The sequence below is a fragment of the Parasedimentitalea marina genome, assembly GCF_004006175.1.
In the GTDB taxonomy this organism is placed as follows: Bacteria; Pseudomonadota; Alphaproteobacteria; order Rhodobacterales; family Rhodobacteraceae; genus Parasedimentitalea; species Parasedimentitalea marina.
In genome coordinates, this window is record NZ_CP033219.1 from 467,820 (window position 1) to 490,751 (window position 22,932).

The 22,932-nt window shown below is 58.5% G+C and carries 18 protein-coding genes; 5 read left to right on the top strand and 13 right to left on the bottom strand.

The features are described from left to right. Positions 1-107 precede the first annotated feature (107 nt). Together EBB79_RS02450 and EBB79_RS02455 are read left to right on the top strand one after the other, a co-directional pair. Entirely contained in the window at positions 108-1,313 is a 1,206-nt protein-coding gene (locus EBB79_RS02450; RefSeq protein ID WP_127747334.1) for an NAD(P)/FAD-dependent oxidoreductase, read from the top strand. A 157-nt stretch (positions 1,314-1,470) separates the two neighbouring features. Beyond that, positions 1,471-3,564 carry a 3-hydroxyacyl-CoA dehydrogenase NAD-binding domain-containing protein gene (locus EBB79_RS02455; RefSeq protein WP_127747336.1) on the top strand — a complete coding sequence of 698 codons (2,094 nt, stop codon included), beginning with the start codon at positions 1,471-1,473 and terminating at the stop codon, positions 3,562-3,564. A 193-nt stretch (positions 3,565-3,757) separates the two neighbouring features. On the opposite strand, the gene rpe is transcribed toward EBB79_RS02455, so the two are convergent. From rpe to EBB79_RS02495, 8 genes are all read right to left on the bottom strand, one after another. Continuing rightward, positions 3,758-4,450 carry a ribulose-phosphate 3-epimerase gene (rpe, locus tag EBB79_RS02460; RefSeq protein ID WP_127747338.1) on the bottom strand — a complete coding sequence of 231 codons (693 nt, stop codon included), beginning with the start codon at positions 4,448-4,450 and terminating at the stop codon, positions 3,758-3,760. Between the two features lie 106 nt (positions 4,451-4,556). Further along, complete coding sequence (locus EBB79_RS02465) at positions 4,557-5,033, bottom strand: class I SAM-dependent methyltransferase (RefSeq protein ID WP_127747340.1); 477 nt, start codon at positions 5,031-5,033, stop codon at positions 4,557-4,559. After that, a complete protein-coding gene (locus EBB79_RS02470) occupies positions 5,030-5,791 on the bottom strand; it encodes a polysaccharide deacetylase family protein (RefSeq protein WP_127747342.1) in 762 nt (253 codons plus the stop codon). Before EBB79_RS02470 ends, EBB79_RS02465 begins: the two co-directional genes overlap by 4 nt. Next, entirely contained in the window at positions 5,788-6,924 is a 1,137-nt protein-coding gene (locus tag EBB79_RS02475; RefSeq protein WP_127747344.1) for a glycosyltransferase family protein, read from the bottom strand. Before EBB79_RS02475 ends, EBB79_RS02470 begins: the two co-directional genes overlap by 4 nt. Next, positions 6,921-7,511, bottom strand: a complete 591-nt coding sequence (locus EBB79_RS02480) for a histidine phosphatase family protein (RefSeq protein WP_127747345.1) — start codon at positions 7,509-7,511, stop codon at positions 6,921-6,923. The genes EBB79_RS02475 and EBB79_RS02480 overlap by 4 nt, the downstream gene beginning before the upstream one ends. Continuing rightward, positions 7,508-8,596, bottom strand: coding sequence for a glycosyltransferase family 4 protein (locus EBB79_RS02485; protein WP_127747347.1), 1,089 nt, complete (start codon positions 8,594-8,596; stop codon positions 7,508-7,510). The genes EBB79_RS02480 and EBB79_RS02485 overlap by 4 nt, the downstream gene beginning before the upstream one ends. Then, positions 8,593-9,837 (bottom strand): glycosyltransferase, encoded by a 1,245-nt coding sequence (locus tag EBB79_RS02490; RefSeq protein ID WP_127747349.1) that lies wholly within the window; start codon positions 9,835-9,837, stop codon positions 8,593-8,595. Before EBB79_RS02490 ends, EBB79_RS02485 begins: the two co-directional genes overlap by 4 nt. Then, complete coding sequence (locus EBB79_RS02495; protein ID WP_338045787.1) at positions 9,834-11,060, bottom strand: glycosyltransferase family protein; 1,227 nt, start codon at positions 11,058-11,060, stop codon at positions 9,834-9,836. Before EBB79_RS02495 ends, EBB79_RS02490 begins: the two co-directional genes overlap by 4 nt. A gap of 447 nt (positions 11,061-11,507) precedes the next feature. Between EBB79_RS02495 and EBB79_RS02500 the strand changes: the two genes are divergently transcribed. Continuing rightward, on the top strand, positions 11,508-13,835 hold the full coding sequence (locus tag EBB79_RS02500; protein ID WP_127747351.1) for a mechanosensitive ion channel domain-containing protein: 2,328 nt from the start codon (positions 11,508-11,510) through the stop codon (positions 13,833-13,835). A gap of 135 nt (positions 13,836-13,970) precedes the next feature. Here the strand turns inward: EBB79_RS02500 and EBB79_RS02505 are convergent, their stop codons facing one another. From EBB79_RS02505 to EBB79_RS02525, 5 genes are read right to left on the bottom strand one after another with little or no spacing between them, the layout of a single operon-like run. Beyond that, positions 13,971-15,317, bottom strand: a complete 1,347-nt coding sequence (locus EBB79_RS02505) for a CoA transferase (protein ID WP_127747353.1) — start codon at positions 15,315-15,317, stop codon at positions 13,971-13,973. After that, the gene (locus EBB79_RS02510) at positions 15,314-16,468 is read right to left on the bottom strand and encodes an ABC transporter permease (RefSeq protein WP_127747355.1); all 1,155 of its coding nucleotides are present in this window, start codon (positions 16,466-16,468) and stop codon (positions 15,314-15,316) included. The genes EBB79_RS02505 and EBB79_RS02510 overlap by 4 nt, the downstream gene beginning before the upstream one ends. Next, complete coding sequence (locus tag EBB79_RS02515; RefSeq protein ID WP_127747357.1) at positions 16,465-17,493, bottom strand: ABC transporter permease; 1,029 nt, start codon at positions 17,491-17,493, stop codon at positions 16,465-16,467. The genes EBB79_RS02510 and EBB79_RS02515 overlap by 4 nt, the downstream gene beginning before the upstream one ends. After that, positions 17,493-19,412, bottom strand: a complete 1,920-nt coding sequence (locus EBB79_RS02520; protein ID WP_127747359.1) for an ABC transporter substrate-binding protein — start codon at positions 19,410-19,412, stop codon at positions 17,493-17,495. The genes EBB79_RS02515 and EBB79_RS02520 overlap by 1 nt, the downstream gene beginning before the upstream one ends. Then, complete coding sequence (locus EBB79_RS02525) at positions 19,405-21,177, bottom strand: ABC transporter ATP-binding protein (RefSeq protein ID WP_127747361.1); 1,773 nt, start codon at positions 21,175-21,177, stop codon at positions 19,405-19,407. The genes EBB79_RS02520 and EBB79_RS02525 overlap by 8 nt, the downstream gene beginning before the upstream one ends. A gap of 266 nt (positions 21,178-21,443) precedes the next feature. On the opposite strand from EBB79_RS02525, the gene EBB79_RS02530 reads away from it, so the two are divergent. Together EBB79_RS02530 and EBB79_RS02535 are read left to right on the top strand one after the other, a co-directional pair. After that, positions 21,444-21,947, top strand: coding sequence for a class I SAM-dependent methyltransferase (locus EBB79_RS02530; RefSeq protein WP_127747363.1), 504 nt, complete (start codon positions 21,444-21,446; stop codon positions 21,945-21,947). A gap of 321 nt (positions 21,948-22,268) precedes the next feature. Then, positions 22,269-22,898, top strand: coding sequence for a glutathione S-transferase family protein (locus EBB79_RS02535; RefSeq protein ID WP_127747365.1), 630 nt, complete (start codon positions 22,269-22,271; stop codon positions 22,896-22,898). The last annotated feature ends 34 nt before the right edge of the window (positions 22,899-22,932 follow it).

Genomic DNA, 22,932 nt, shown 5'->3' on the forward strand with positions numbered 1-22,932 from the left:
AAAAGGGATGTAACCGACCGCATAGGGGAACCCGTCGTCACAGAGCTTGCCAAACCGTGCCGTTTCGATACAGCTTGCGGGCAAGATCTCTAACACCGGATTCCCCCATGCAAATTGACACCACTCCGAAGCAGTCCTCGTATGATGTTGTGATTATCGGAGGCGCCATGATGGGCGCCTCGGTGGCCTGGTTTCTGGCCGATCATCCTGGATTTGACGGCTCGGTTCTGGTGGTTGAACGCGATCCGGGATACGAGCAAAGCTCGACAGCCCATAGCAACAGTTGTCTTCGCCAACAGTTCACCCAGTCGATCAATGTGCAGGTCAGCCAGTTTGGCGCGGATTACGTGCGGAATTTCCGGAATTATATGGGCGGCGACCCGGATGTGCCTATGCTTCATATGCAAAGTTTCGGGTATATGTATCTGGCCTCTACGGCTGAGGGCGAGCAGGTGCTGCGGGCGGCGCAGATGATGCAGGCTGCCGAGGGCGCAGGAACGCAGATTCTGACGCCAGAACTACTGGCCGAAAGATTCCCGTTTTACAATCTGGATGGTATCCGGGTCGGTAGCCACAATCCGGTGGATGAGGGCTATTTTGACGGCGGCAGTATGTTTGACTGGTGGCGGCGCAAAGCCAGGGCCGCTGGCGTCGAATTCATTCGCAACGAGGTGACAGAGATATCACGCACGGCGGGTGTTATCACCGGTGTGACGCTGGCCGATGGCACGCGGGCAAGCGCTGGGCATGTGGTGAATGCTGCGGGTCCGCGTGCCGGCATTGTTGCGCAAATGGCCGGGGTTTCATTGCCGGTAGAACCCCGCAAGCGCTATACCTTTGTGTTTGAGGCGGCCCGGCCTTTGCCGGTGGATCTGCCGCTGACGGTGGATCCCTCGGGTGTGCATGTACGCAGCGACGGAAAATACTACATGGCCGGTTGCCCACCACATGAGGACCCGGCAGTTGCGCCTGATGATTTCATTGCCGATCACTCCCTATGGGAAGAAAAGGTCTGGCCAGCCATTGCTGAGCGTATTCCGCAGTTCGATGCGCTGAAATTGATGCAAAGCTGGGTCGGGCATTATGCCTATAACACGCTGGACCAAAATGCGATTATCGGGCCGCACCCTGAAGTCAAAAACTTTATGCTGATCAACGGATTTTCGGGGCACGGCTTACAGCAGGCGCCGGCAATGGGGCGGGGCCTGGCCGAATGGATTGCCTCGGGCCGGTATGAGACACTGGATCTGTCGCCCTTTGCTTATGATCGCATTCCGGCGGGTCGGCCACTGCTGGAGCAGGCCGTTATCTGATACCGACCGGCCTTAGGTCGGGGTCTGCCAAGTGACGTGAGGTTCGCCCGTGATGCCAAGGCAATAGGCTTGGCGTGACTGGCGGAACCGTGGCTAGATCAGGTTTAACAGGGACAGGTCGCGCAAGCGCTGCATTATTGAGACAAAGGAACGACAGATGAGCGACGTCATTAGATATGAGCGGGTTGGCGATATTGCGGTGCTGACGGCGCAGAACCCGCCGGTCAATGCACTGGGTCTTGATGTGCGTCGGGGCCTGCTGTCTGGATTTGAACGGGCCGAGGCCGAAGGTGCCAAGGCGGTGCTGATCTATGGTGACGGGCGCACTTATTTTGCTGGCGCCGACATTCGCGAATTCGGCAAACCGATGCAAGCGCCCAGCTTTCCGGATCTATGTTCGCGCGTCGAAGCCTCGCCGCTGATGGTGGTCTCATCGTTGCATGGCACAGCGCTGGGCGGCGGGCTGGAGGTGGCGCTCAGCTCGCATTATCGCATCGCTGTGCCAAGCGCCAAAATGGGACTGCCCGAGGTCCATCTGGGTATCTTGCCCGGCGCAGGGGGCACCCAGCGGTTGCCTCGGGTTGCCGGGGTTGAAATTGCGCTCGATATGATCACCACGGGCCGACCGATATGCGCTGCCAAGGCATTGGAGGCCGGGATCATTGACCGCGTTGCCGAAGGGGAGCCGCGCGACATTGGTCTTGCCTACACCCAAGAACTGCTGGATGCAGGGGCTCCACGCCGTCCGGTTTGTGACCTGCCTGCACCCCAAAGTGTGGATTTCGACTCTCGCTATGATGAGCTGCTAAAGAAAAGCCGGGGTCAGTTGTCGCCTGCCACGGCACTGCGTGCAGTCCAGGCGGCCTGCGAAGCAGACAGTTTCGACGCCGGGCTCCGCCGCGAACGCGAGCTTTTCATGGAGCTGATGAACTCGGATCAGCGGCTGGGGCTGGTTCATGCGTTTTTCTCGGAACGTGCGGTGTCGAAGTTGCCCGAACTGAAAGGTGTTGCGCCGCGCGCACTGGCCGAAATCGGCGTCATTGGCGGCGGCACCATGGGGGCGGGGATTGCCACTGCAGCGCTGTTGTCCGGGCTGAATGTCACCCTGCTGGAAATGACTGATACAGCCGCTGATGCAGCCCGTGGTCGGATTGAGGGCAACCTGCAGGGGGCGCTGAAACGTGGCAAGATCAGTGCTGAACAGTTCACGGTTCTGACCACTCAGTCGCTGTCACTGGCCGTGGATTACAGTGCATTGGCGCAGGCGGATCTGGTGATCGAAGCGGTGTTCGAGGACATGGCGGTCAAGAAAACTGTGTTTACGCAACTTGATGCCGTTTGTAAGCCCGGCGCCATACTGGCCAGCAACACCTCATATCTGGATGTGGATGACATCGCCGCCTGTACCACGCGCCCTGAAGATGTGATTGGGCTGCATTTCTTTTCACCTGCACATGTGATGAAGCTGCTTGAAGTGGTCGTCGCAGACAAAACCGCGATTGACGTGGTCGCCACCGGGTTTGCACTGGGCAAGATGCTGGGCAAAATTACAGTGCGCGCCGGGGTCTGCGATGGCTTTATCGGTAATCGCATTCTGGCCACGTATCGTGCCTGCGCTGATCACATGATCCTGGACGGGGCCAGCCCCTATCAGATTGACGCTGCGCTGACTGATTTTGGCTTTGCCATGGGGCCATTTGCTGTGGCCGATCTGGCGGGGCTCGATATCGGCTGGGCGTCACGCAAACGGCTGGCGCCAACCCGAGACCCGCGTGCACGGGTGCCCAGCTTTCCCGATAAGCTGTGTGAAGATGGCCATTTCGGCCAGAAAACGGGCAAAGGCTACTATATCTACGAGGCCGGAAAACGGGGCGGAACTGCGAACCCGGATGTACCGGGACTGATTGACGCCAATCGTGCAGAACTGGGCCTGACCCCGCGCGCCTTCACGGACGCGGAGATCATCCGCCGTTATATGTGTGCCATGGTCAACGAAGCCGCCAAGGTGGTGGGCGAGGGCATCGCCCGGCGACCGTTGGACGTGGACATGACACTGTTGTTTGGCTACGGCTTCCCGCGGTACCGGGGTGGACCGTTGAAATGGGCGGATATTCAGGGGCTGGATGGTATCCTGGCTGATATCAAATCCTATGCCGAAGAAGATGATTTCTTCTGGCAACCAGCGCCTTTGCTGCAGCAATTGGTGGCAGAAGGCCGGAGTTTTGAGGATCTGAACAAAGCGAACAGTTGATATGAGATAGGTGGTCGAACCGGATCTGCCGAGGAATGCCGACCCTCAGAGGAAACATGCAGCGACCACCGGAGGTTTTGAAATTCCATGCCAGGTGTTCGGTCGAAGGCGAGCAGCCTAGACAGGCTCACAATTAGAGAGGCTTGAGCAATTTATGTAGGGTGCGTGCAAGTACACACCCTACACTGAACGCTTAGGCCCAGACGCCTTCAGCGGCGGCGCGGATGGTGCGGATGTTGTCGCCGTAAGGTGTTGGGTTGCTGACCGAGCCGCCTTTGAAAACGGCTGAGCCAGCCACCAGCACATCTGCTCCGGCCTGAGCGACCAGCGGAGCGGTAACAGGGTCGACACCGCCATCAATCTCAATGTGGATCGGGCGATCACCGATCATGGCGCGCAGTTGCTTTACCTTGTCGATCTGAGAGTGGATGAATTTCTGACCGCCAAACCCGGGGTTCACTGTCATCACGCAGATCAAATCAACCATATCGAGGTAATATTCGACCTCAGACGCGGGGGTGCCAGGGTTCAAGGCAAGGCCTGCTTTGGCGCCTGCCGCGCGTATGGCTTGCAGGGTCCGGTGGGTATGCGGTCCAGCCTCGGCATGGGCGGTGATGACGTCGGCGCCAGCCTTGGCAAAGGCTTCGATATAGGGATCGACGGGTGCGATCATCAGATGCACATCCATAACACCCTTGATATGCGGGCGGATCGCGGCGCAGGTGGCTGGGCCGAACGTGATGTTGGGCACAAAATGCCCGTCCATCACGTCGACATGCACCCAGTCGGCGCCCTGGGCTTCGATGGCCTCACATTCGGCGCCAAAATTGGCGAAGTCGGCGGCAAGGATGGAGGGTGCGATTTTGATCTTGCGGTCAAAGGACATGGGGCGGTTTCCTTCAGCATGGGGATTCGAGTTGCGTATAGCCCGTTTGATCTGAGAGCGGTAGGAGGGTTTATGTCACGGTAAATGTCCGGCAGAACCAAGCGGGCTACACGCGATAGAACATATAGCGACCCGGAGCGATGCCTTCGGGACCGTCCAGCTCTTCGAAGCCGACCAATGGCTGTCCGGAAACTATCAGGCCTCCGGATGCCATGACGGAGCCGATGATGGGCGACAGGCGGGCAGCCTCGGCGACGTCCTTCTCTTTTACGCCAAAGCCAAAGTCATAATGGGCCAGTGCGATTTTGTGCCCCTGTTCGACCAGTTGATGGATCATCGGCTCGGCCTCGCCCTGTAAAAAATCGGCCTCGGGGGGCACACATGAGGGGTGGCACTGCAGGATCCGGTCAATTACCCAGACCCGGCGATTGGGCAGGACCTCGCGCAGGTGATCATAGGTGCGGCCATTGCCCAACCCCATGTCCAGCACATCCCCTGCCACCGGTGCGATCTGCTCGGCGGCCCAGTTAAGCCCGTCGCGTTGGGCGGTAAAGCGGCGGAGCATGGAATCCAATCGGCTCATGAAATAGTCCTTTGTGGGTGTGTCCAAGAGATGGCAGGGCCAGCAAGTAAGCGGCTGAGCAGGGACGCGGTGAAGTCCCAGATTGCAGCGTCGTGGACCAAGTGATGGGTCAGAATACCATAGGGTTCAACAGCATCTGCTGCGCCGGTCCGGCGGGCGTTCAATTGGCGGGTGACCTGATCCAACAGCTGTTGGGGTGGCACCAGCGAGCGGCTGCCCTTCCAGTGGATTGGATCGAGATGGGTGTTGATCTGGGCCAAACCGGGGGCCGTTTCGGGGCTGCTGCGTGGTTTGAAGGTCGACAGGCTGGTGTAGCCAAGCTTGGCCAGTCCCAGTGTCGCATCATCCGAGATCCGGTTCCATGGCGGCACAAACATTGGGGTCACGGTCTTACCAAGCAATGTACGCAGGGTATCGAGACCACGGCCAGCATCCGCCAGCACCCGCTCGACCGGACGATGGGCTTCAAATTCAGCCTTCTTGTCGCCCTGGGGTGCGTGGTTCTGGTGCGCCCAGCCGTGAACAATTGGGATAAGCTGCGCCGAGGTGGCGATGTAGAGGGCCAGGGCCGCTGTGGCATCGCGCGGGATGACAGCCAGATGCACCGGTAGGTCTAGTTTCTCTGACAGGCGGGTAAGCTGATTCAGCTGCGGGGTTGGTTCAATGGCATCATCGTCGCGCCACCATAGTGGCAGCGTCAGGCCCTGATCCATCCAAACTTGCAGTTCTTGCTCTAGGGGGTGCCAATCGGTGGTCATGGTCGTCGCCCAGCCAAGTCCACGGCAATTTCAACCGCCTGCGAGGCGCCGTCGAATTGCAGAACGTTGGTTGCGCGGCGTGGGGCAGCCATTGCCCTGCGCATAGCGGCGCGCAGGGTTTCAGGGGTCAGGTCGGCGTTGCTGAGAACTTGGATGCCGTCCAGCGGTGCAAGGCTGTCGGCGCGCAGCCCTTGCTCGACCTCATTGCCGGCGTCAAAAGGGATCAAAACCGAGGGGGTGCCGCATTGCAGCAGGTCCAGCGCAGTGTTGTATCCACACATGCTGACCGAGGCCGCTGCGAGCGGCAGCATTTGGCGGAAATCGGGGCGGGTGGCTTCGATGATCGCCGGGGCGCTTTGGGATTGTAGGCGCGCGATCCGTTCGGTCTTGTCGCTGCCGCCCACCAGCAAACGCCAAGTGGTGTCAGGCATCAGTTCTGCAGTTTTCAGGGCGGTTTCAAACAATGCGTCGCCGACACTGCCGCCGCCGGCACTGACAAGGATCTCACCCTGGCCTGCGCCTTGCGGATGTGGGTTGGCAGCGGTTGGGGCGACATAGCCAGTGTAGCGTAGTTTGGAGGCCAGCAGTGCTGACACCGGCCAACTGACTTCAAGTCGGGTGGTTGTAGGGTCGGAATGCACCAGCACCGCGTCGTAAAACTCGGCAATCATGGCGTCGGCTTGGGTGGCCTTTTTCGGTTTCGACGGCGGCGCAAGGATGTCCCGGATCGAGGCCAGAATAACCGGGCGGTGTGGCAGTTTCTGGGCGGACGACAGCAGGGCCTGGAATTCCGCTGCCAGACTGCGGCGCCCAAAGGGGTAGAGTTCCGTGATCAGGATATCCGGTTGCACATTTTCGAGAGCTGCGCAAAGTGCAGTGTGTCTTTCACTGTAATAGTCGGCATCGGCGATTTCGCCGGTGGCGGTGAGAAGGCGGGTGAAATCCACCCCATCCGAGCGCAGCGGTGGCAGTTGCAGCAGGTCAATGCCAGCCGTGTTCAGTTGTGGTGCCGCAAAGCCACCCGAAGCGATACAGACCTTATGGCCTGCAGCACTGAACGCACGACCCAGCGTCAGCGCGCGGCTAAGATGACCGGTCCCCAGCAGGTGGGTGACTGCGATCAGGACTTTCATGCAGCGCCTGCACGTTTGGCAAGTCGCACTGGTTCTGGTTGTGGGGTCAATTTATCCCCATCGAAATCAACCACGAATAGTCGGTTGCGTTTGATGCGAAACGGGGCGGGGCCTTTAAATCCCCAGTCATAAGCGCGTGCAAGGATCATCCGCATGATGCCGATATGGCAAACTGCGACTGTGTCCCGTTGCAAAGTTGCCAACCAGGGTTCAATGCGGGCCCAGACCTGTGCCGGGGTCTCGCCACCGGGTGGTTGATAGTCCCAGCCCCAGTTTTCAATGTCGCGAAAGCCGCTGTCAGGGTCCGCTTTTAGATCGAGACCATGCAGCCCCTCCCAGTCACCCCAGAACATCTCGGTCAGTTCAGGGGCGGTTTGCGGCGGGCGGTGGGCGACGATCTCGGCGGTCTCGACCGCGCGTTTCAGCGGGCTGGACCACAGATCAGCCTGATCCCAGGGTGTGGGCAGGGTGAAACCTGACAAGTCAGCGCGGGCCCCATCGTCCAGCGGTATGTCACTGCGGCCCTGGATGCGGCCCGCCCGGTTCCAGTGGGTGTGCCCATGGCGCAAGAGAGCAAGACGGATCATGTGGAAATCTCCAGATATGGGGTCACGGTGGACCAGAACCGTTGCGTGGCCGCTGGTGCAAGATGGGTGGTCGCAATCATTGTGCGGGCGTCGGTGCCGCGTTTGGCGCGCAGGTCTCGATCGTCCAGAAGGCGGCAAATTTTCGTGGCCAGCACCTGCGGGCCCAAGTCAGGAGAAGGGTATTGCGCTGGGCTTAGAATATCGCGCAGGCCGGGACGGTCTTGGGCCACCACCGGCAACCCGTGGCTTTGGGCTTCGAGATAGACCATGCCAAAGGCCTCGTTGACGCCGGGCCAGAAGAACAAACTGGCCTGACCATAGGCCTCGGCCATTTGGTCACGGGTCAATTGCCCCAGAAAAACAACGCGCTCGCCAAACGGAGCCATCAGTGACTCGACCTGGCCGCGTGCCGGTCCATCGCCAGCAATGTGCAGCTGCCAGTCGCCAGCCAGATGCGGCAGGACCTCGGCAATCAGGCGGTATGAGGCGAGTTTGTCGCCCTCGCGCATCATACCGGCGGCCAGCATCGGGCCATTCAGAGTAGACCGCGCAGGAAGGGTTTCAACAGGTAGAAACGGCGGAAGGTGGACGAGCGCCTGGCGACCGTGCCGCTCACGTTCCAGCGTAATCAGGTCATTGGCTGTCAGATAGAAAATTACATCTGCGGCATCGCAGGCGTCATGGGCGGATTGGGCAAAATCAGCCCAACAGCCAGCTAGACGGCTATAGGCGCGGGTGCTTTCGATTTGCACATAGGGAATGCCGCGCGCGCTCGCCACAGTGGGGCCAATCAAGTCCGGCGCTTTGTAATAATTGTGATAGGTCACCCAGACATCAGCACTGGGCATTTCGCGGATCAGCTGGGCCGCTTCGGCCTGAGCGCGGTCGCGTAAGTCCTGTTGGACGAGCGTATCACCTTGCTTGTCATAGATCTTAAGCTCGGACACCAAATCCACCTGGGCGCCGCCAGCGCCAATCACTGCGATCAGGTTACGCGCCATCTCGCGATCCCCCGAAGGAACAGGGTGATGCGGTGATTTCATTGGCGCATAAAAGGCAACTCGTTTGCCTTGGCCCAGCGTCATTTGCCTGCCAGCATGGCGGTCAGGCGGTCCGACAACCGGGCGATGCCAGGGGGCATGCCAAAGTCGGATTTCAGACGCGCCAGTGCGGCCTCTGCCATATCGGCCGCAGTGTCGGGATGGTTGGCGATCTGCGTGATGGCAAGGGCCAGAGCCTCGGGTGCATCATCCGCCAACACCCCATGGGTGCCGCTGGTGATAAATTCGGGGATTGCGGACACGGCAGTGGACAGGATTGGCAGACGCTGCGAGGCGGCCTCCATCAAAACATTGGGCAAGCCGTCACGATCGCCGTCGGCGGCGATACGGCTGGGCAGGACAAACAGATCAGCGGCGCGCATGGCAGCGATGACCTCGGGTTGATCACAGGCCCCGCGCCAAGTGATCCGGTGATCTATCCCAGCCTCCTTGGCCATCTTGCTGAGCTTGTCCTGCAGGGCACCGCCACCAATTTGGGTCCAGTGCCAGTCAATATCGGCAGGCAACAACGCCAGCGCCGCGATCAGGTTGTCAAATCCCTTCTTCTCGACCAGACGGCCAACCGACATCAGATGCAGGGGATCATTGGTCTGACGCCAGACCCGGTCAGGGGCCGCCGGAAAGCGGCTAAGATCCAGCCCGTGGTAGATTAGGTCAACCCGCGCGGGATCATCTGACATCTGTTGCAAATGCTTGGCACCAAAGCCCGTGCAAGTGGCGCCAAAGGACGCCCCGTGATGGGCGCTGGACAGTTTCTCGGAAATCTCCCAATCGGGGGAGGTCCAGATGTCTTTGGCGTGGGCTGAAAAACTCCATGGTAGCCCGCGCATGATGGCCGCGTAGCGGGCAACCGAGGAAGGGGTGTGCAGAAAATGCGCATAGAGCCCCAGCACCGCATCGGGCATTTCAGCGGCCAGCACGCAGGCCTGACCAAAACGACGGATACGATTATGCGACGGATCGCGTTTCAAATCCGCACGCCATATTCGGTAGGCCTCGGCGTAGCCCGGTAGAGATTGGGCAATGCCACGGGCCTGCCAAACCCGATCCGGTTCCTGGTATAGGTATTCCGGCAGGTACTTTACCTGCGCCTGCAATTGATCATGCAGCGGGTGGCGTTTGACGTCCGTGGGATGGCGCAAGGACCAGATTTCAAAGGCATGGCCCGCGGCTTCAAGAGCCACCAGTTCTTGGGCTATAAACGTCTCGGATAACCGTGGCCAACCCTTGACCAGAACCGCCAGTGGCGGTGACGTATCACTCATTCCGCGGCCTCGGACTTGGTTCCACTTAGCAGCTTGGCCACCCGGTGTGTGACGTAGTCCAACCCATCAAGCAGGCCCGGAGTAAAGGCCGCAGAGGGCGGTTTTTGCTGTGCCAGTGAGCGGATCGCCCGAATCATGGTTTCGGGTGTCATTCCGTCGCGGTTTTCGTCCAGCATGGCAATCAAGCCCAGCTGTTCGGCCCGGCTGGCCCGGATCCATTGTTCCAGACGTGGCGTGGTGCGGGGCACGATCACCGCTGGTTTGTCAAATGACAGAACTTCGCAGAACGTATTATAGCCTCCCATGCAGACCACACCCTGCGCACCGGCAAACAGGGTTTCGATCTCGGATTCGAACCCAACGGCTGTGACCCGGCCATTCAACTGTTCGACGCGGGCCTCAAAGGCCACCCGGGTCTCGCCGGACAAAAACGGTCCGTAAACAAGCACCGCCCTCGGGGTAAGATCCGGATCGCGTTCATAGGCCGCTAACACAAGATCGACCATGGCAGCGCCGTCGCCGCCGCCGCCTGGGGTAATCAGGACATAAGGCGGCTCGGGGGCCTCGCCAACAGATCCAAGATCGCGCCGCAGGTAGCCCGTCCAATGGGTGCGGGCCTGCACCGCAGGGCTAAGGTCAAGTCCGGACGTTGGATCATAGATCGAGCGCAGCCCGTAGACCCAGAGTTCATCATAAAAGCTCTCGGTGGCATGAATGGCACCCTTGCGCTTCCACTCGGCAGCCAGCACTTCGGGTTCGTCCAGCACATCGCGCAGCCCCAAAACCAATCGTGCCCGACCACGCGATTTCAACATGTCCAGCGTCGGCATCAATTCGCCGCGAAAGCCGGTGGGCTCCTTGTCGACGATCAGCACATCAGGATCATATTGTTCAGCAGTCGAGCGGATCAGGCCTGCCCGCAGATTGGCGGTTTCATCAATGCTCATCCCCATGGTGCGCGAGGCATAAGATCCGTCCGAGCGTTTGATAACGCCGGGTAGCCGCACATGATCCACCCGCGATGGAAAGGCGAAGCGGCCGGCGACTGGTGATCCGGTCAAGATAAGGGCCGATGCAGTGGGATCGGCGGCGGTAATGGCGCCGGCCAAAGCCCGCGAGCGACGCAAATGGCCAAGGCCAAAGGTGTCGTGACTGTATAGCATCACGCGCGGCGCGCGAGAGGTCTCGTCCGCAGTGGTATTGGAAATGGTGTGGACTGTCATGATTGAGCCTGAGCGAATGGGTCGAGGACATGCGGGATAGCGGGGTAAGAAGTAAAGAATGTATTCAATCGAAAGGTTTGAAATGGGCGCACTAAGAGAGATCGCACAGGTCGATTCACCGACGAAAACGGCGCCAAAAGAGGTGTCGGGAAAATCCCTATCTGCTCGACCATCGTCCGCCTCAGGTTGCGCAGCCAGATCCAAAATCGGGGTCTGGCACGGTCCATGTTTTTTTCGCGGTTCACCGTGGATATTCCGGCTGCCAGATTCTTTGCTGGCAGGTGTCCCGTCACGGAGCTTAGCGAACAGGAAGTGTATAGCCTGCGTGAAAAAAACATGCAATCGGGCGAGGCTCACGTCCGCGCAAACTTGTGTGCGGTCAAGGGGTTTGCGCTATTGCCTGGAGTCGGGTAATTTTGCGCAAATCATCCGAGGACTTCCTTTCCCATGACGCATCTGTTTTTTCGGTTTCTATTGAGTGGCTTGTTGGCCCTGATGTTGGCGATACCCATGGCCTCTCCACTGGCGGCGCAAAGCGAAGATAGCGCTGGCGCCGAGGCGCTGGCCAATGCCATTGAGCAGGCCGCGGACAGTGGTGTTGGGGTTATCGTCCTGAATGGACGTGGTCAGTTGGTCGGCGACGCAGCTGATTCAGATCCCGCCGAAGGGTCGGTTGACCCGATGGGGGGGCCGTCGGCCCTGATGCAAGCGCAGTCTGAAGTGGATAAGTTTCGCAAGGAATTGAGCAGTCGGTTGGCGGCTTTGCCTTATTCAGTGTTCGAAGTGAAGTACATCCTGCGGCAGACCAGCCCGGATGGGCGCATTCAGACTTACCTCGAGATCCTTGGTTGGAATGTTCTTCTGCTGCTGATTGGTCGTTGGTTGTCAGTAGAGATCTACGGCAAGCGCATTGCAAAAGGGCTGGTGACCGCGCGGATAATGGTCGCGCCAAAGGGCTATCGAGAGAAAATGCCATTTTTGGTGCTCCGCTTCTTTATGGGCCTTGGCGCGACAGTTTTTGCAATGATCTTTGCTGCGCTGGCGGGCTATTTAATTTTTGGACCGGCCGAAGACGACTCGGTGAAGTTTACCATTACAGCAGTTTTCACTGCGTATTTTTTGGCGAGCACGGTGTCGGACCTGTGGCGGATGGTGCTCTCACCCTATCTAAGCCAATACCGAATTCCTGCGTTCTCGGATCGCGATGCCAAGCGTTTGTATCTCTGGGCGTCACTACTGGCGACCTATGATATTAGTTCGATCCTCTTTGCCACCTGGGTTGGAGATTTCGGCCTGAATTACAATGTCTATGCCATGGTCCATGGCGTCCTGACCTTGGTCGCGACCATTGGTAATCTGGCAATGGTGTTATTCAATGCCCGGGCGATAACCAATGCCATTCGTGCTGGAAAGGGAAAGTCAGAGTGCAGTTGGTTGGTGCAGGGGCTAAGCACGATCTGGGCGCCATTGGTGATGGCTTATATGGCATTTGGCTGGTTGAATCTGGCCTTTGACCTGGTGCTGGAGCGAGAGGCGTCGATTCCGCTGATGGCTGGTACCTATATGGTACTGACCTCTGTCCTGATAGTTTACGGGGTCATCAATTATGTCATTGAGCGTTTCTTTGACCGCTCACGCCGGGTGATGCAGCTGAACGAAGAGATGGCGGAAACTGAACCGGGGACGGAGGCAGGCGAGCAGGAACTGTCTTTGCAGAGCCGGCAATCCATTATCACATTTGAAGACCTGGCACGCCGGGTCGCCGGATTACTGGCCTTTGTTGTGGGGGCGTATTCGCTGATCATTATCTGGAATCCGGACGCGGCATGGATGGACAGTGTTGCCTCGGAGCGGGTGATTGATGTCATTTCGATTCTGTTCATTGGCTATGTTGTCTATCACCTGTTCCGAATTTGGATCGACAGCAAGATTGCCGAAGAAACGGGTGACGTTGACGAAGGCGAGTTGGGCGACGAAGGCGGGGCCAATGGGGCCAGCCGTTTGGCGACGCTATTGCCTCTGTTCCGCGGCGCTATCCTGGCGGTGGTAGTGGTGTCGATTGGTTTGATCGTGTTGCTGGAACTGGGGATCAACGTCAGCCCCTTGTTCGCGGGCGCCGGTGTCGTTGGATTAGCGATTGGGTTTGGCTCGCAAACACTGGTGCGCGACATTTTTTCAGGCGCGTTTTTTCTGGTGGATGATGCATTTCGCAAAGGGGAATATATCGACATTGGCGACGTCAAGGGAACTGTCGAGAAGATCTCGGTGCGGTCGTTTCAGTTGCGCCACCACCTTGGCGCGCTTCAGACGATCCCCTTTGGAGAGATCCGGGTGCTGACCAATTATTCGCGCGACTGGGTGATTATGAAGCTGCCATTGCGGGTGACCTATGACACCGATGTGGAAAAGGTGCGCAAGATGATCAAGAACCTGGGCAAGGAGCTTCTGAAAGATCCGGTGATTGGTGATAATTTCATCCAGCCGCTGAAGTCTCAGGGTGTCATAGAGATGCAGGATTCGGCGATGATTATCCGGGTCAAATTCATGACAAAACCGGGCGATCAATGGCTGGTGCGCAAGAAGGTATACGAGGAAATCCGGCAATTGTTTGAGCGTGAGGGCATTCGTTTTGCGCACCGCGAAGTGACGGTGCGACTGGCTGACGGGAAAAGTGAAGATCTGAACCCGCAGCAAAAGGAAGCGGTTACCGGTGCCGTGCAGGCGGCGATTGATGAGGACTTTTTGGAAGAGAGTGGCGGTGGTGACGATCGCTAGAACTTAAAGACGGGGCTCTCCCGTCCCCGCGTCAGACCGCTGGCGCGGCCTGCTTGGGGTTGGGCGCGGCACCGCGCGCGGGCGCGGTGGAAAAATCTTGTCAGATTTTTTTGTGCATTTGAGACTGCATCTGTGTCAGGTGGCCCAGGTGGCGTGTGCACTGCCGCAGGTTTGGGCAGGTCGATCCCAGGTCATTGATGTTGACGGGATGTGCAATACTGGCCGTAAGCGTTGACCTGGCCCCCAGCCGCTGTGTTCGACCAAGTCGGAAAAATCGGAGTCTTTGGCTGATGAGATATCAGGGCCTGTGGCCGTTTTGTGTAGACCGTCAAGCAGTGCGGCGCTGCGGGCCAGAGAGAGGCGGGCCTGTGGGACCATATTGCCCCGGGCTGCAACGCTGAGGGCCGAGAGGGTTGCTGCGGCCATCAGGTAGCCAGTGGCATGGTCCAGGGCTTGGACGGGGAGCGGGGTTGGATGATCTGTCCCGGCCCAGGCGCGGCCAGTGTCGGCGATGCCGCAGCTCATCTGGACCAAGCTGTCAAAGCCGCGTCGGCTGGCCCAGGGGCCGGACCAGCCGTAGGCATTCAGGGTCACTTCGATCAGGTTTGGTGCCAGTTGCCAGCGAGATTTCAGGTCATAGCCCAACCCGTCCAAGGCGCCTGGACGATAGCCATGGACCAAGACGTCGGCCGTGCTGAGCAGGGCCTCGAAACGGTGTCGGTCATTGGGGCTGCGCAGGTCGAGATAGGCGCAGCGTTTGCCAAGCGAGATATCGGGGATCACGCCGGGTTCATCCCAGCCGGGTGGATCAAGACGCAGGACCTCGGCGCCGAATCCGGCCAGGGTACGGGTTGCAATAGGACCTGCCAACACGCGGGTCAGATCTAACACCCGTAGACCTGCCAAGGGGCGGGCCAGGCTGGCCTGCGGACGATCACGCAGCGTGATTGAACGCGGCTCGGTCCAGCCGATCAGCGGTTCACTGGCCACCGCTGCGCCCTGGGGATGTGCCAGCCAGTCGGATCGCGAGCGCAGTGCGGCGGCAACACCGCCCTGGTTCACAATTGCGCTTTCCAATGCGGTGCCCGGCCATTTTTTGACGGCGGCGGTGACGGCGTCGCGGTTATTGGCGCAGTCCAATACTTGCAAGGCTGCAGCGCGGTGGTGGGGCAGGTTGGTATGCAGGCGTATCCAGCCATCCGCACAGTCGTAAACGCCGGCAATCGCGTCCCACAGGCTGGGCATTTCCCAACCACTGGGGCGAAAACTGTAGCCGTACCAAAGCGAGGCCAAGCGCTGATCCACTGTGACCTCGGCCCGGTTAGCCGAGAGGTTCAGAGCCTGTATCAACGAGGAGAGTTCAGTTCCTACGGCGGCAAGAGAGGCGGTGGCCAGCTCGGTTACCGCATAGGCGCTGGGGAGCTGGCCGGACCCCGTTACCCCATAGGCGCCGGGATCTGGAAGAGTGCGGAACAGGGTCAATGTTGATAAGGGTCAAGACTGTCGCGCAGGCCATCGCCAAGGAAGTTGAAAGCCAGTACCACGATGATGATTGGCAGCATTGGGATCGCCGTCCAGGGGTAGATCTCGATCGAGGCAAGGTTCTGGGCGTCGTTCAGCATGACGCCCCAACTGACTGCAGGCGCGCGCAGACCGAGGCCAAGGAAGGACAGTGCGGTCTCGCCCAGGATCATAGCCGGGATCGACAGCGTGGCCGAGGCGATCAGGTGGGACATGAAATTGGGCAACATGTGTTTACGGATCACCCGACCGGGACTGGCCCCCATCATTTCGGCGGCACGGACGTATTCCTCTTCGCGCAGAGACAGGAACTTGGCGCGCACCGATCGTGCCAGGCCGGGCCAGTCCAGGATGCCAAGGATTACAGAAATGATGAAGAACACCGCCACCGGCCCCCAGTTTGACGGCACCGCCGCTGACAGCGCCAGCCAAAGAGGCAGTTCAGGAAGCGACCGCAAGATCTCGATCACCCGGTTGATGCACCAGTCGATACGGCCACCGAAATAACCGGCAATCGAGCCAAAGGTGATGCCCAGCAGGAAGGATACTGTGATACCGATGATGCCCACTGTCAGCGACAGCTGGGCACCGTAGAAGATGCGACTGAAGACGTCTCGACCCAATCGGTCCGAACCCCAAAGGAACACGGTGGCGTCTTTGGGGGCACAAAACAGGTGGGTTTTGGTTGGGATCAGGCCAGCCAACCGATATTTCTTACCGGTGCAGAAAAACTCAAGCGGGGCAGGGTTGTCGGTATCGGGGACAAATTCCCACTGAAATGTCTCTAGGTTGGCCTCAGAGGTCATGGGGTAGACATAGGGCCCGATGAAGGTGCCCTCGTGGAACCAGTTCACCGATTGAGGTGGCGAGTAAAGGTGATCGGGGTGGCGCTCATTAGGGGTATAGGGGGCGATAAAGCCGGCGAAGGGCAACATCAGATAGCTGATCAGCAGGAAAACCCCCGAAATCAGCCCCAGTTTGTGGGTCTTGAACTTACGCCAGATCAGCACCCAATTGGGGGCGTCCAGATCGCCTCTTTCCAGTTGCTGCAAAGAGGCCTGAGCATCAAAGGGAGCGTCGTTGACATAACGGCCGTCGGGCAATTGGGTCATGTTTCACGCCCCTCGTATCGAATGCGGGGATCGAGCAGAACCAGCAACACATCGGAAATCATCGTACCGATGAGCGTCAGCAAGGCGACGAACATCAGAACAAAGGCGGACAGGAACAGGTCCTGGGTTTTCAGGGCAGTCAACAGGGTGGGGCCGATGGTTTGCAGGCCCAGCACAACTGAGACCAGAACTGAACCCGAGACCATAGAGGGCAACAGGTTGCCGATGTCAGCAACAAAGGGGTTAAAGGCCATGCGCAGGGGGTATTTGGTCAGCATGCGGGCCGGGGCCATGCCCTTGGCTACCGCAGTTTCCACATAGGGCTTGCCCAACTCATCCAGCAGGTTGGCGCGCAGACGTTGCATCATGGCCGCCGCACCCGAGGTGCCGATCACAAAGGTCGGCACGATCAGATGGATGAGGATCGATTTGACCTTGTCCCAGGACATTGGCTCGCCCTCGTAGATCGGGTCCATCAACCCGCCGATGGGGAGGTCGAAATATTTGTGGCCATAGTAGAACAGGATCAGCGCCAGCAGAAAGTTGGGCGTCGCCAGTCCCAGATAGCCAACAAAGGCCGAGGTATAGTCGACCCAGGTGCGAGACCGGGCCGCCGCGATGACACCCAGTGGAAGGGCAACCAGATAGACAAACAGCACCGCCGCAAGATTGACCAAAACGGTCAGCCACAGCGTATCCCCAACGATATCGGCAACCGGCTGATCAAATTCAAACGACCAGCCATAGTTGCCTTGGATCAGACCTGAAAACCCGTGTGGACCGGGCATAAAGCCAACCCAGATCAGATATTGCTGGTACAAAGGACGGTCGAGTGAATATTCGCTGCGCAAAAACTCGGCCTTGGCGACGCCGGCTGATTGCCCCGAGGCACGCAGCTCGGCGATCTGGTTACTAAGATAATCACCCGGTGGCAGGTTGATGATGGCAAAGACCATCACCGAGACCACCAGCAGGGTCAGCAACATGGTGCCAAATCGGTAGACTGCGTAGCGCAGGATTTCCATCAGCCGTCACCACCTTCAAAGAAGAACTCATCCGGGCGGTGGATGCCAAAGTGGGCCCCGGGATCCCAGGCCCAGATACCCTTGACCGGAACATTGCGCAGGGATTTATTGACCACCACAGGCTGTGGCGCCCCGGCGAGGATGCCGATGCCGTAAACCTGATCGGCGTGTATTTTCAGCATTTCAGTCCAGGCTGCCGTGCGTTCGGTATCCGAGGCGGCGGCCTCCCAGTTTTTCACCAGCTCCATCAGGCGCTGGGCTTCTGGCATGTCGGGGGCCTCGCCTGCCTCGCCGCTGGTTTGGTGGAACTGGCCCCACTTGGGCCAGGCCAGAAAGACCTGATCGGTCGGTGCCAGATAGGCGGGCGAAGTATAGGGGCGGGGCAAGCCGTTGTCCCAGCCATACCAGACCGAGGCCATGGAGGTGCCAGAGAAAACCCGGTTGCGCAGGATGTCGCGATCCAACGGGCGCATGACCAGTTTGACACCAATCTCGCGCCAGTCATCGGTGATGATCTGCATTGCGTTCTCGACCTCTTGACGCTCGCCCGCGGTTTCGATCACCAGTTCCATCGGACGGCCATCAGGCAATTTGCGGATGCCATAACCGTCTTTTTGGTCCAGGCCTGCTGCGTCCAGCAGCTCATTGGCCATATCAGGGTCCCAGCTGGCCCAGGCTTCGCGCAATTCAGGATCAAAGAACGGGCTGGGTTCCAACACGGTCATGGCGCCGGGTTTGGCCAGTTTGAAGTACAGTGCCTTGTTGATCGAGTCGCGGTTTATGGCCAGTGATAAGGCACGGCGCACCCGTACGTCGCGCAGAACACCACGCCAGACATCATCATTGACGTTCAGGTTTGGAAAAATTGCAATCTGCGATGCGGTGCCTGTGCCCCAAAGGTAGGTCTTATAGTTGCCGCCGTCGGCCTCGCCCTTGCGCAGGATTGCAATGTCGCGAAAGCCCAGCCCACGGGCCTGAAGGTCAGCCTCGCCTGCATTGGATTTTGCCGCAACCAGCCCGCCCGAGACGATTTCCATCTCGATGATGTCAATATAGGGCAGCTGCACACCGTTCTCGTCGATGCGGTGGTAATAGGGGTTGCGCACAAACAAGTGGCGGATCTTCTTGCCCGAAGTCGAGTTGATCCAGGGCTGAAGGGTTGGCAGTTCGTGGTTGTCGAACTTGTACATGTTGTCGCGTTTGTTGTGCAGCGCGGCCCAGCTTTTGACCCGGGCATCGTTGACCTCAAAGGCAAGATCATCGGGGTCGGCATAGGCAATGTGATACTTTTTCAGAAACTCTGCGGGGCGGAAGATAAACGGGGGCCGTGCCTGTGCCAGGCTTTGCAAAAAATTGGGGTTTGGCTTGGACCATTCGTAGATGACTGTCTGTGGGTCTGGAAAGCTGACAGTGGGCAGTTCCCCTTCGACCCGCAGAAAGTCTGGCGGTCCGGTCGGGTTGAGCAATTCATTATTGGCGACATCATCCCACCAGTACTTGAAATCATCCGAGGTAAACGGAGCCCCGTTTGACCATCGGTGTCCGGGCCGCAGATTTAAGGTGAAACGGCGGTTGTCCTGATTTTCAAACGACATCAGCAGGTCAGGGCGCAGTTCATAATCTGCGTCATAGCCAACCAAACGGGCATAACCGTAGACCACCATCTGGCGAATATCTTTGGAGCGAGTGATCATAGTATTCAAGGTGCCACCCTGGACCCCAGGCGTACGCCCGCGCGCGGTCAGGTCCACGGTCAGCGGGACATCCGGAATGCGGTCAGCGACGGGTGGTAAATTGCCTGCCTCAACCTCGGCGCGCCAGAAATCGCTTTCCTGCACTGGCGGGGAGGCAAAGGCTGCGAGCGGTGTGAAGAGCGCTGTGATGGACAGAGCGAAAATGAATTTTGGGGTCTTAAACATGGCAACGTACCTTATGACCTGGTTCCACTTGCACCAGTGAAGGTACCATGGTGTTTGAAAAACGAAAATCCTCGGGCCAGCTGTCCGGGGAGCCGGCACCAGATGCGACCAGCTTTAGATCAATTGGCCGATCCACATCGGGCTCGGGCTGGGCCGCTATCAGTGCTTTGGTGTAGGGATGTTTTGGGTTGTGAAAAAGAGTGTCCGGGGGCGCCTGTTCAACGACCAGACCACCACGCATAACCGCCACTTCATCGGCAATCCGTGCGACCACGGCAAGGTCATGGCTGATGAACAAATAGGATAGATTCTTGCGGTCCTGGATCTCTTCCAGCAGGCGCAGGATTTGTTCTTGTACCGAAACATCCAGCGCCGAGGTAGGCTCGTCACAAACAAGGAGCGAGGGGTCCAGCATCAAGGCGCGGGCAATCGACAGGCGCTGACGCTGACCGCCGGAAAATGCATGCGGATAGCGCAGCAGCATATCTGGCCCCAATCCAACCAGGCGCAACATCTGTTCCGCCTGCTCTCGGCGTTCATGTTTGGAGCCAATACCGTGGATCTCTAGCGGTTCACACAGAGCATCCAGAATGCGCATTCTCGGAGATAGCGAGGAATAGGGATCCTGAAACACCATCTGTGCCTCGCGCTGGAACGCAGTGCGGGCGGCGCGTGACATATGATGCACCGCGATGGCCTCGGATTGTGGTGTTGTGCGAAACAGCACCTCGCCGCCCTCGTCGGGCAGTTCAGCCCCCAGCGCAATGCGTGCCGCTGTCGTTTTGCCCGAGCCACTTTCACCAACGATCGCAAGTGTTCTGCCACGTTGTAGCGCAAAGTCGACGCCTCGGCAGGCAAGGATCTTGGACTCTGGCTGCCACGATTTTCCTGCCCGCATTGTATAGGTCTTAGAGACGGATTTTAATTCTAAAATCAAATCATCCTGCGGCAGTTCTGGTGCTGTCTGCGGGTGGGCAGGAATGGCCGGCGCGGCATCAAACAGCTGCTGGGTATAGGCATGGGCCGGGGCGCGCAGCAGCGGCTCGGCGGCGCCGGCCTCCATGACCTGACCCTTGTGCATAACAACCACCTGTTCGGCCATATTGGCCACAACCCCCAGATCATGGGTGACAAGGATCATGGCCATGCCAGTGTCGCGCTGGAGCTCTTTCATCAGTCCCAGAACCTGCGCCTGAGTGGTGACATCCAGTGCTGTGGTCGGTTCATCCGCGATCAGCAGGTCAGGCTTGGCGACCATTGCCATTGCAATCATCGCCCGCTGACGCATACCACCGGACAGCTCAAACGGATAAGACCGATAGGCGCGGTCAGGGTCCGGAAACCCAACCCTCTCAAAACACTCCAGCACATCTTTTTTGGCAGCGGCTTCGCGCGTGCGCCCATGGAGCCATAATACTTCGGAAATTTGATTGCCAATCCGGTGCAGCGGAGACAGAGAATGCATAGGCTCTTGAAAAATCATCGAGATCGCATTGCCGCGCACATTTCGCATTTGACGTTCGTTCAACGCGGTCAGGTCTTGCGTGCCCGCACTGCCGTTCAATCGGATGGTGCCCGAATGGAGACGCGCAGCGCGCGGCAGGATGCGCAGGACGGACCGGCAGGTAACAGTTTTGCCTGATCCACTTTCGCCGACCAGAGCAAGGGTCTCACCGGGCATCACTTCAAAACTGACATTGCGGACCACTGGGGTGCCATTGCCAAATCCAATGCTAAGGTTGTCCACCGACAGCAAAGGCCGCATTCAGGTCCACCCAACCAGCTTTGGTGCCGCTGTCATCATTTTCTCCCTTATTTTTTGACACCATCGCGTGACCGGACCTGTCTAGTCAAACCCATTTAGTCGTTGAGGCACCTCGAAAAGTCGGAAATCGAGTGTGAAGTGTTGTAAAATCGCTGGTTAGACAGGTGAGCATACTGTTTTGAGGGGCGCTACACATTCACCGCAATCTCTGTCACACGGGTTAGTAAATGCCCGGAGTGGATTGTTGGGCGAAAAGGAGTTGATCTATGCTGTCCCGTCTTGATTTGTTTATCGACCGAATGGTGTCCCAGCGCGCCTGCCTGGATTTTGCAATTGCGCAAACCGCAGCGATGACTGGTCCGGTGTTTGAACTGGGGTTGGGCAATGGCCGAACCTATCACCACATGCGGAGTTATGTTGAAGATCGCGACATCTACGTTTTTGAGCGCGCGGTTGCCTCGCATCCGGACAGCACACCGCCCGAGGATCGTGTGATTTTGGGGGATGTACGCCAAACGCTCCCGGCATCGTTGGACCGGTTTGGCCCGACTGCCAGTTTAGTGCATGCGGATCTGGGCGGTCACAATCGTGAGAAGAACGACGTGTTTGCACGGTTTGTCTCGCCGCTGGTCGAGCCGCTACTGGCACCGGGCGGACTGATGGTGTCGTCTGACCGAATGTACTTTGACTCCCTGACAGAGTTGAGCTTGCCAGAAGGGGCCGTAGAGGGCCGGTGCTTTATCTACTGTCGGGATGGGGATATTCGCTAACCAGATCTCCCGCCCGTCCTCGTCCTCTTGACAGAGATACTCGGCCCGTTGGGCGTGGCGCCGCGCAAAGCGCGGCGCCACGCCCAAGACCGCAAGGACCATCGGCACTAGCCGATGGTTCGCGTGGGCGCGGGAGCATGCCGTGCTGTGGGGGGACTGATCAGAGATGTGGAAGCGGGAGCGTTATTTTATTTGATGTTCTGGTGCACCGAGCGACTTGGATGCCTCAACCCGCTATTTACGCGCTTTTCTGTGGTTGATGGACAGTAGGTCTGCCGTCTAGGCTGCATCAAAGGCGTTTGCGACAGGATACTTTGATCAATGATTTTTTACGACTGCTCTACTGCTCCTAACCCTCGTCGGGCGCGGATGTTCATTGCTGAAAAGGGACTTGCACTAGAATGCCACGACATTTCTATCGCCAAAGGGGAACAGTTGGGCGACGCGTTTAAATCGGTGAACCCACATGCCACAGTGCCAGTGTTGATCACTGACGAGGGGACGGCTCTGACAGAAAACCTAGGCATCGCGGCCTATTTGGAGGCAACCCACCCAAACCCTCCTTTGATGGGCCGGACAGCTGAGGAAAAAGGTCTGGTTCTCATGTGGAACGCAATTGCCGAGCAGCAGGGTGGAGTGCCCATCGCTGAAGCTCTGCGCAATGGCCATCCGTTCTTTGCAGACCGTGCGATCCCTGGTCCATCGGATTATGGCCAGATACCGGAATTGGTTTCGCGCGGCCTGGACCGCACCGAGAAATTCTTTGACCGGCTTGAACAGCGATTGCAGGCCAGCCGCTATCTGGCCACAAATGATTTCACTCTCGCTGATATCAGTGCTTTTGTGTTTGTTGAGTTTGCCCGGGTGATAAAAATGCGTATTCCAGATGCGAACGACGCCACATTGGCTTGGCACGCTGGGATCAAGGCGCGTCCGAGTGCTGTTTTATAAGACCGTCAAAACCTGTATTGCCATAACGGTGTTT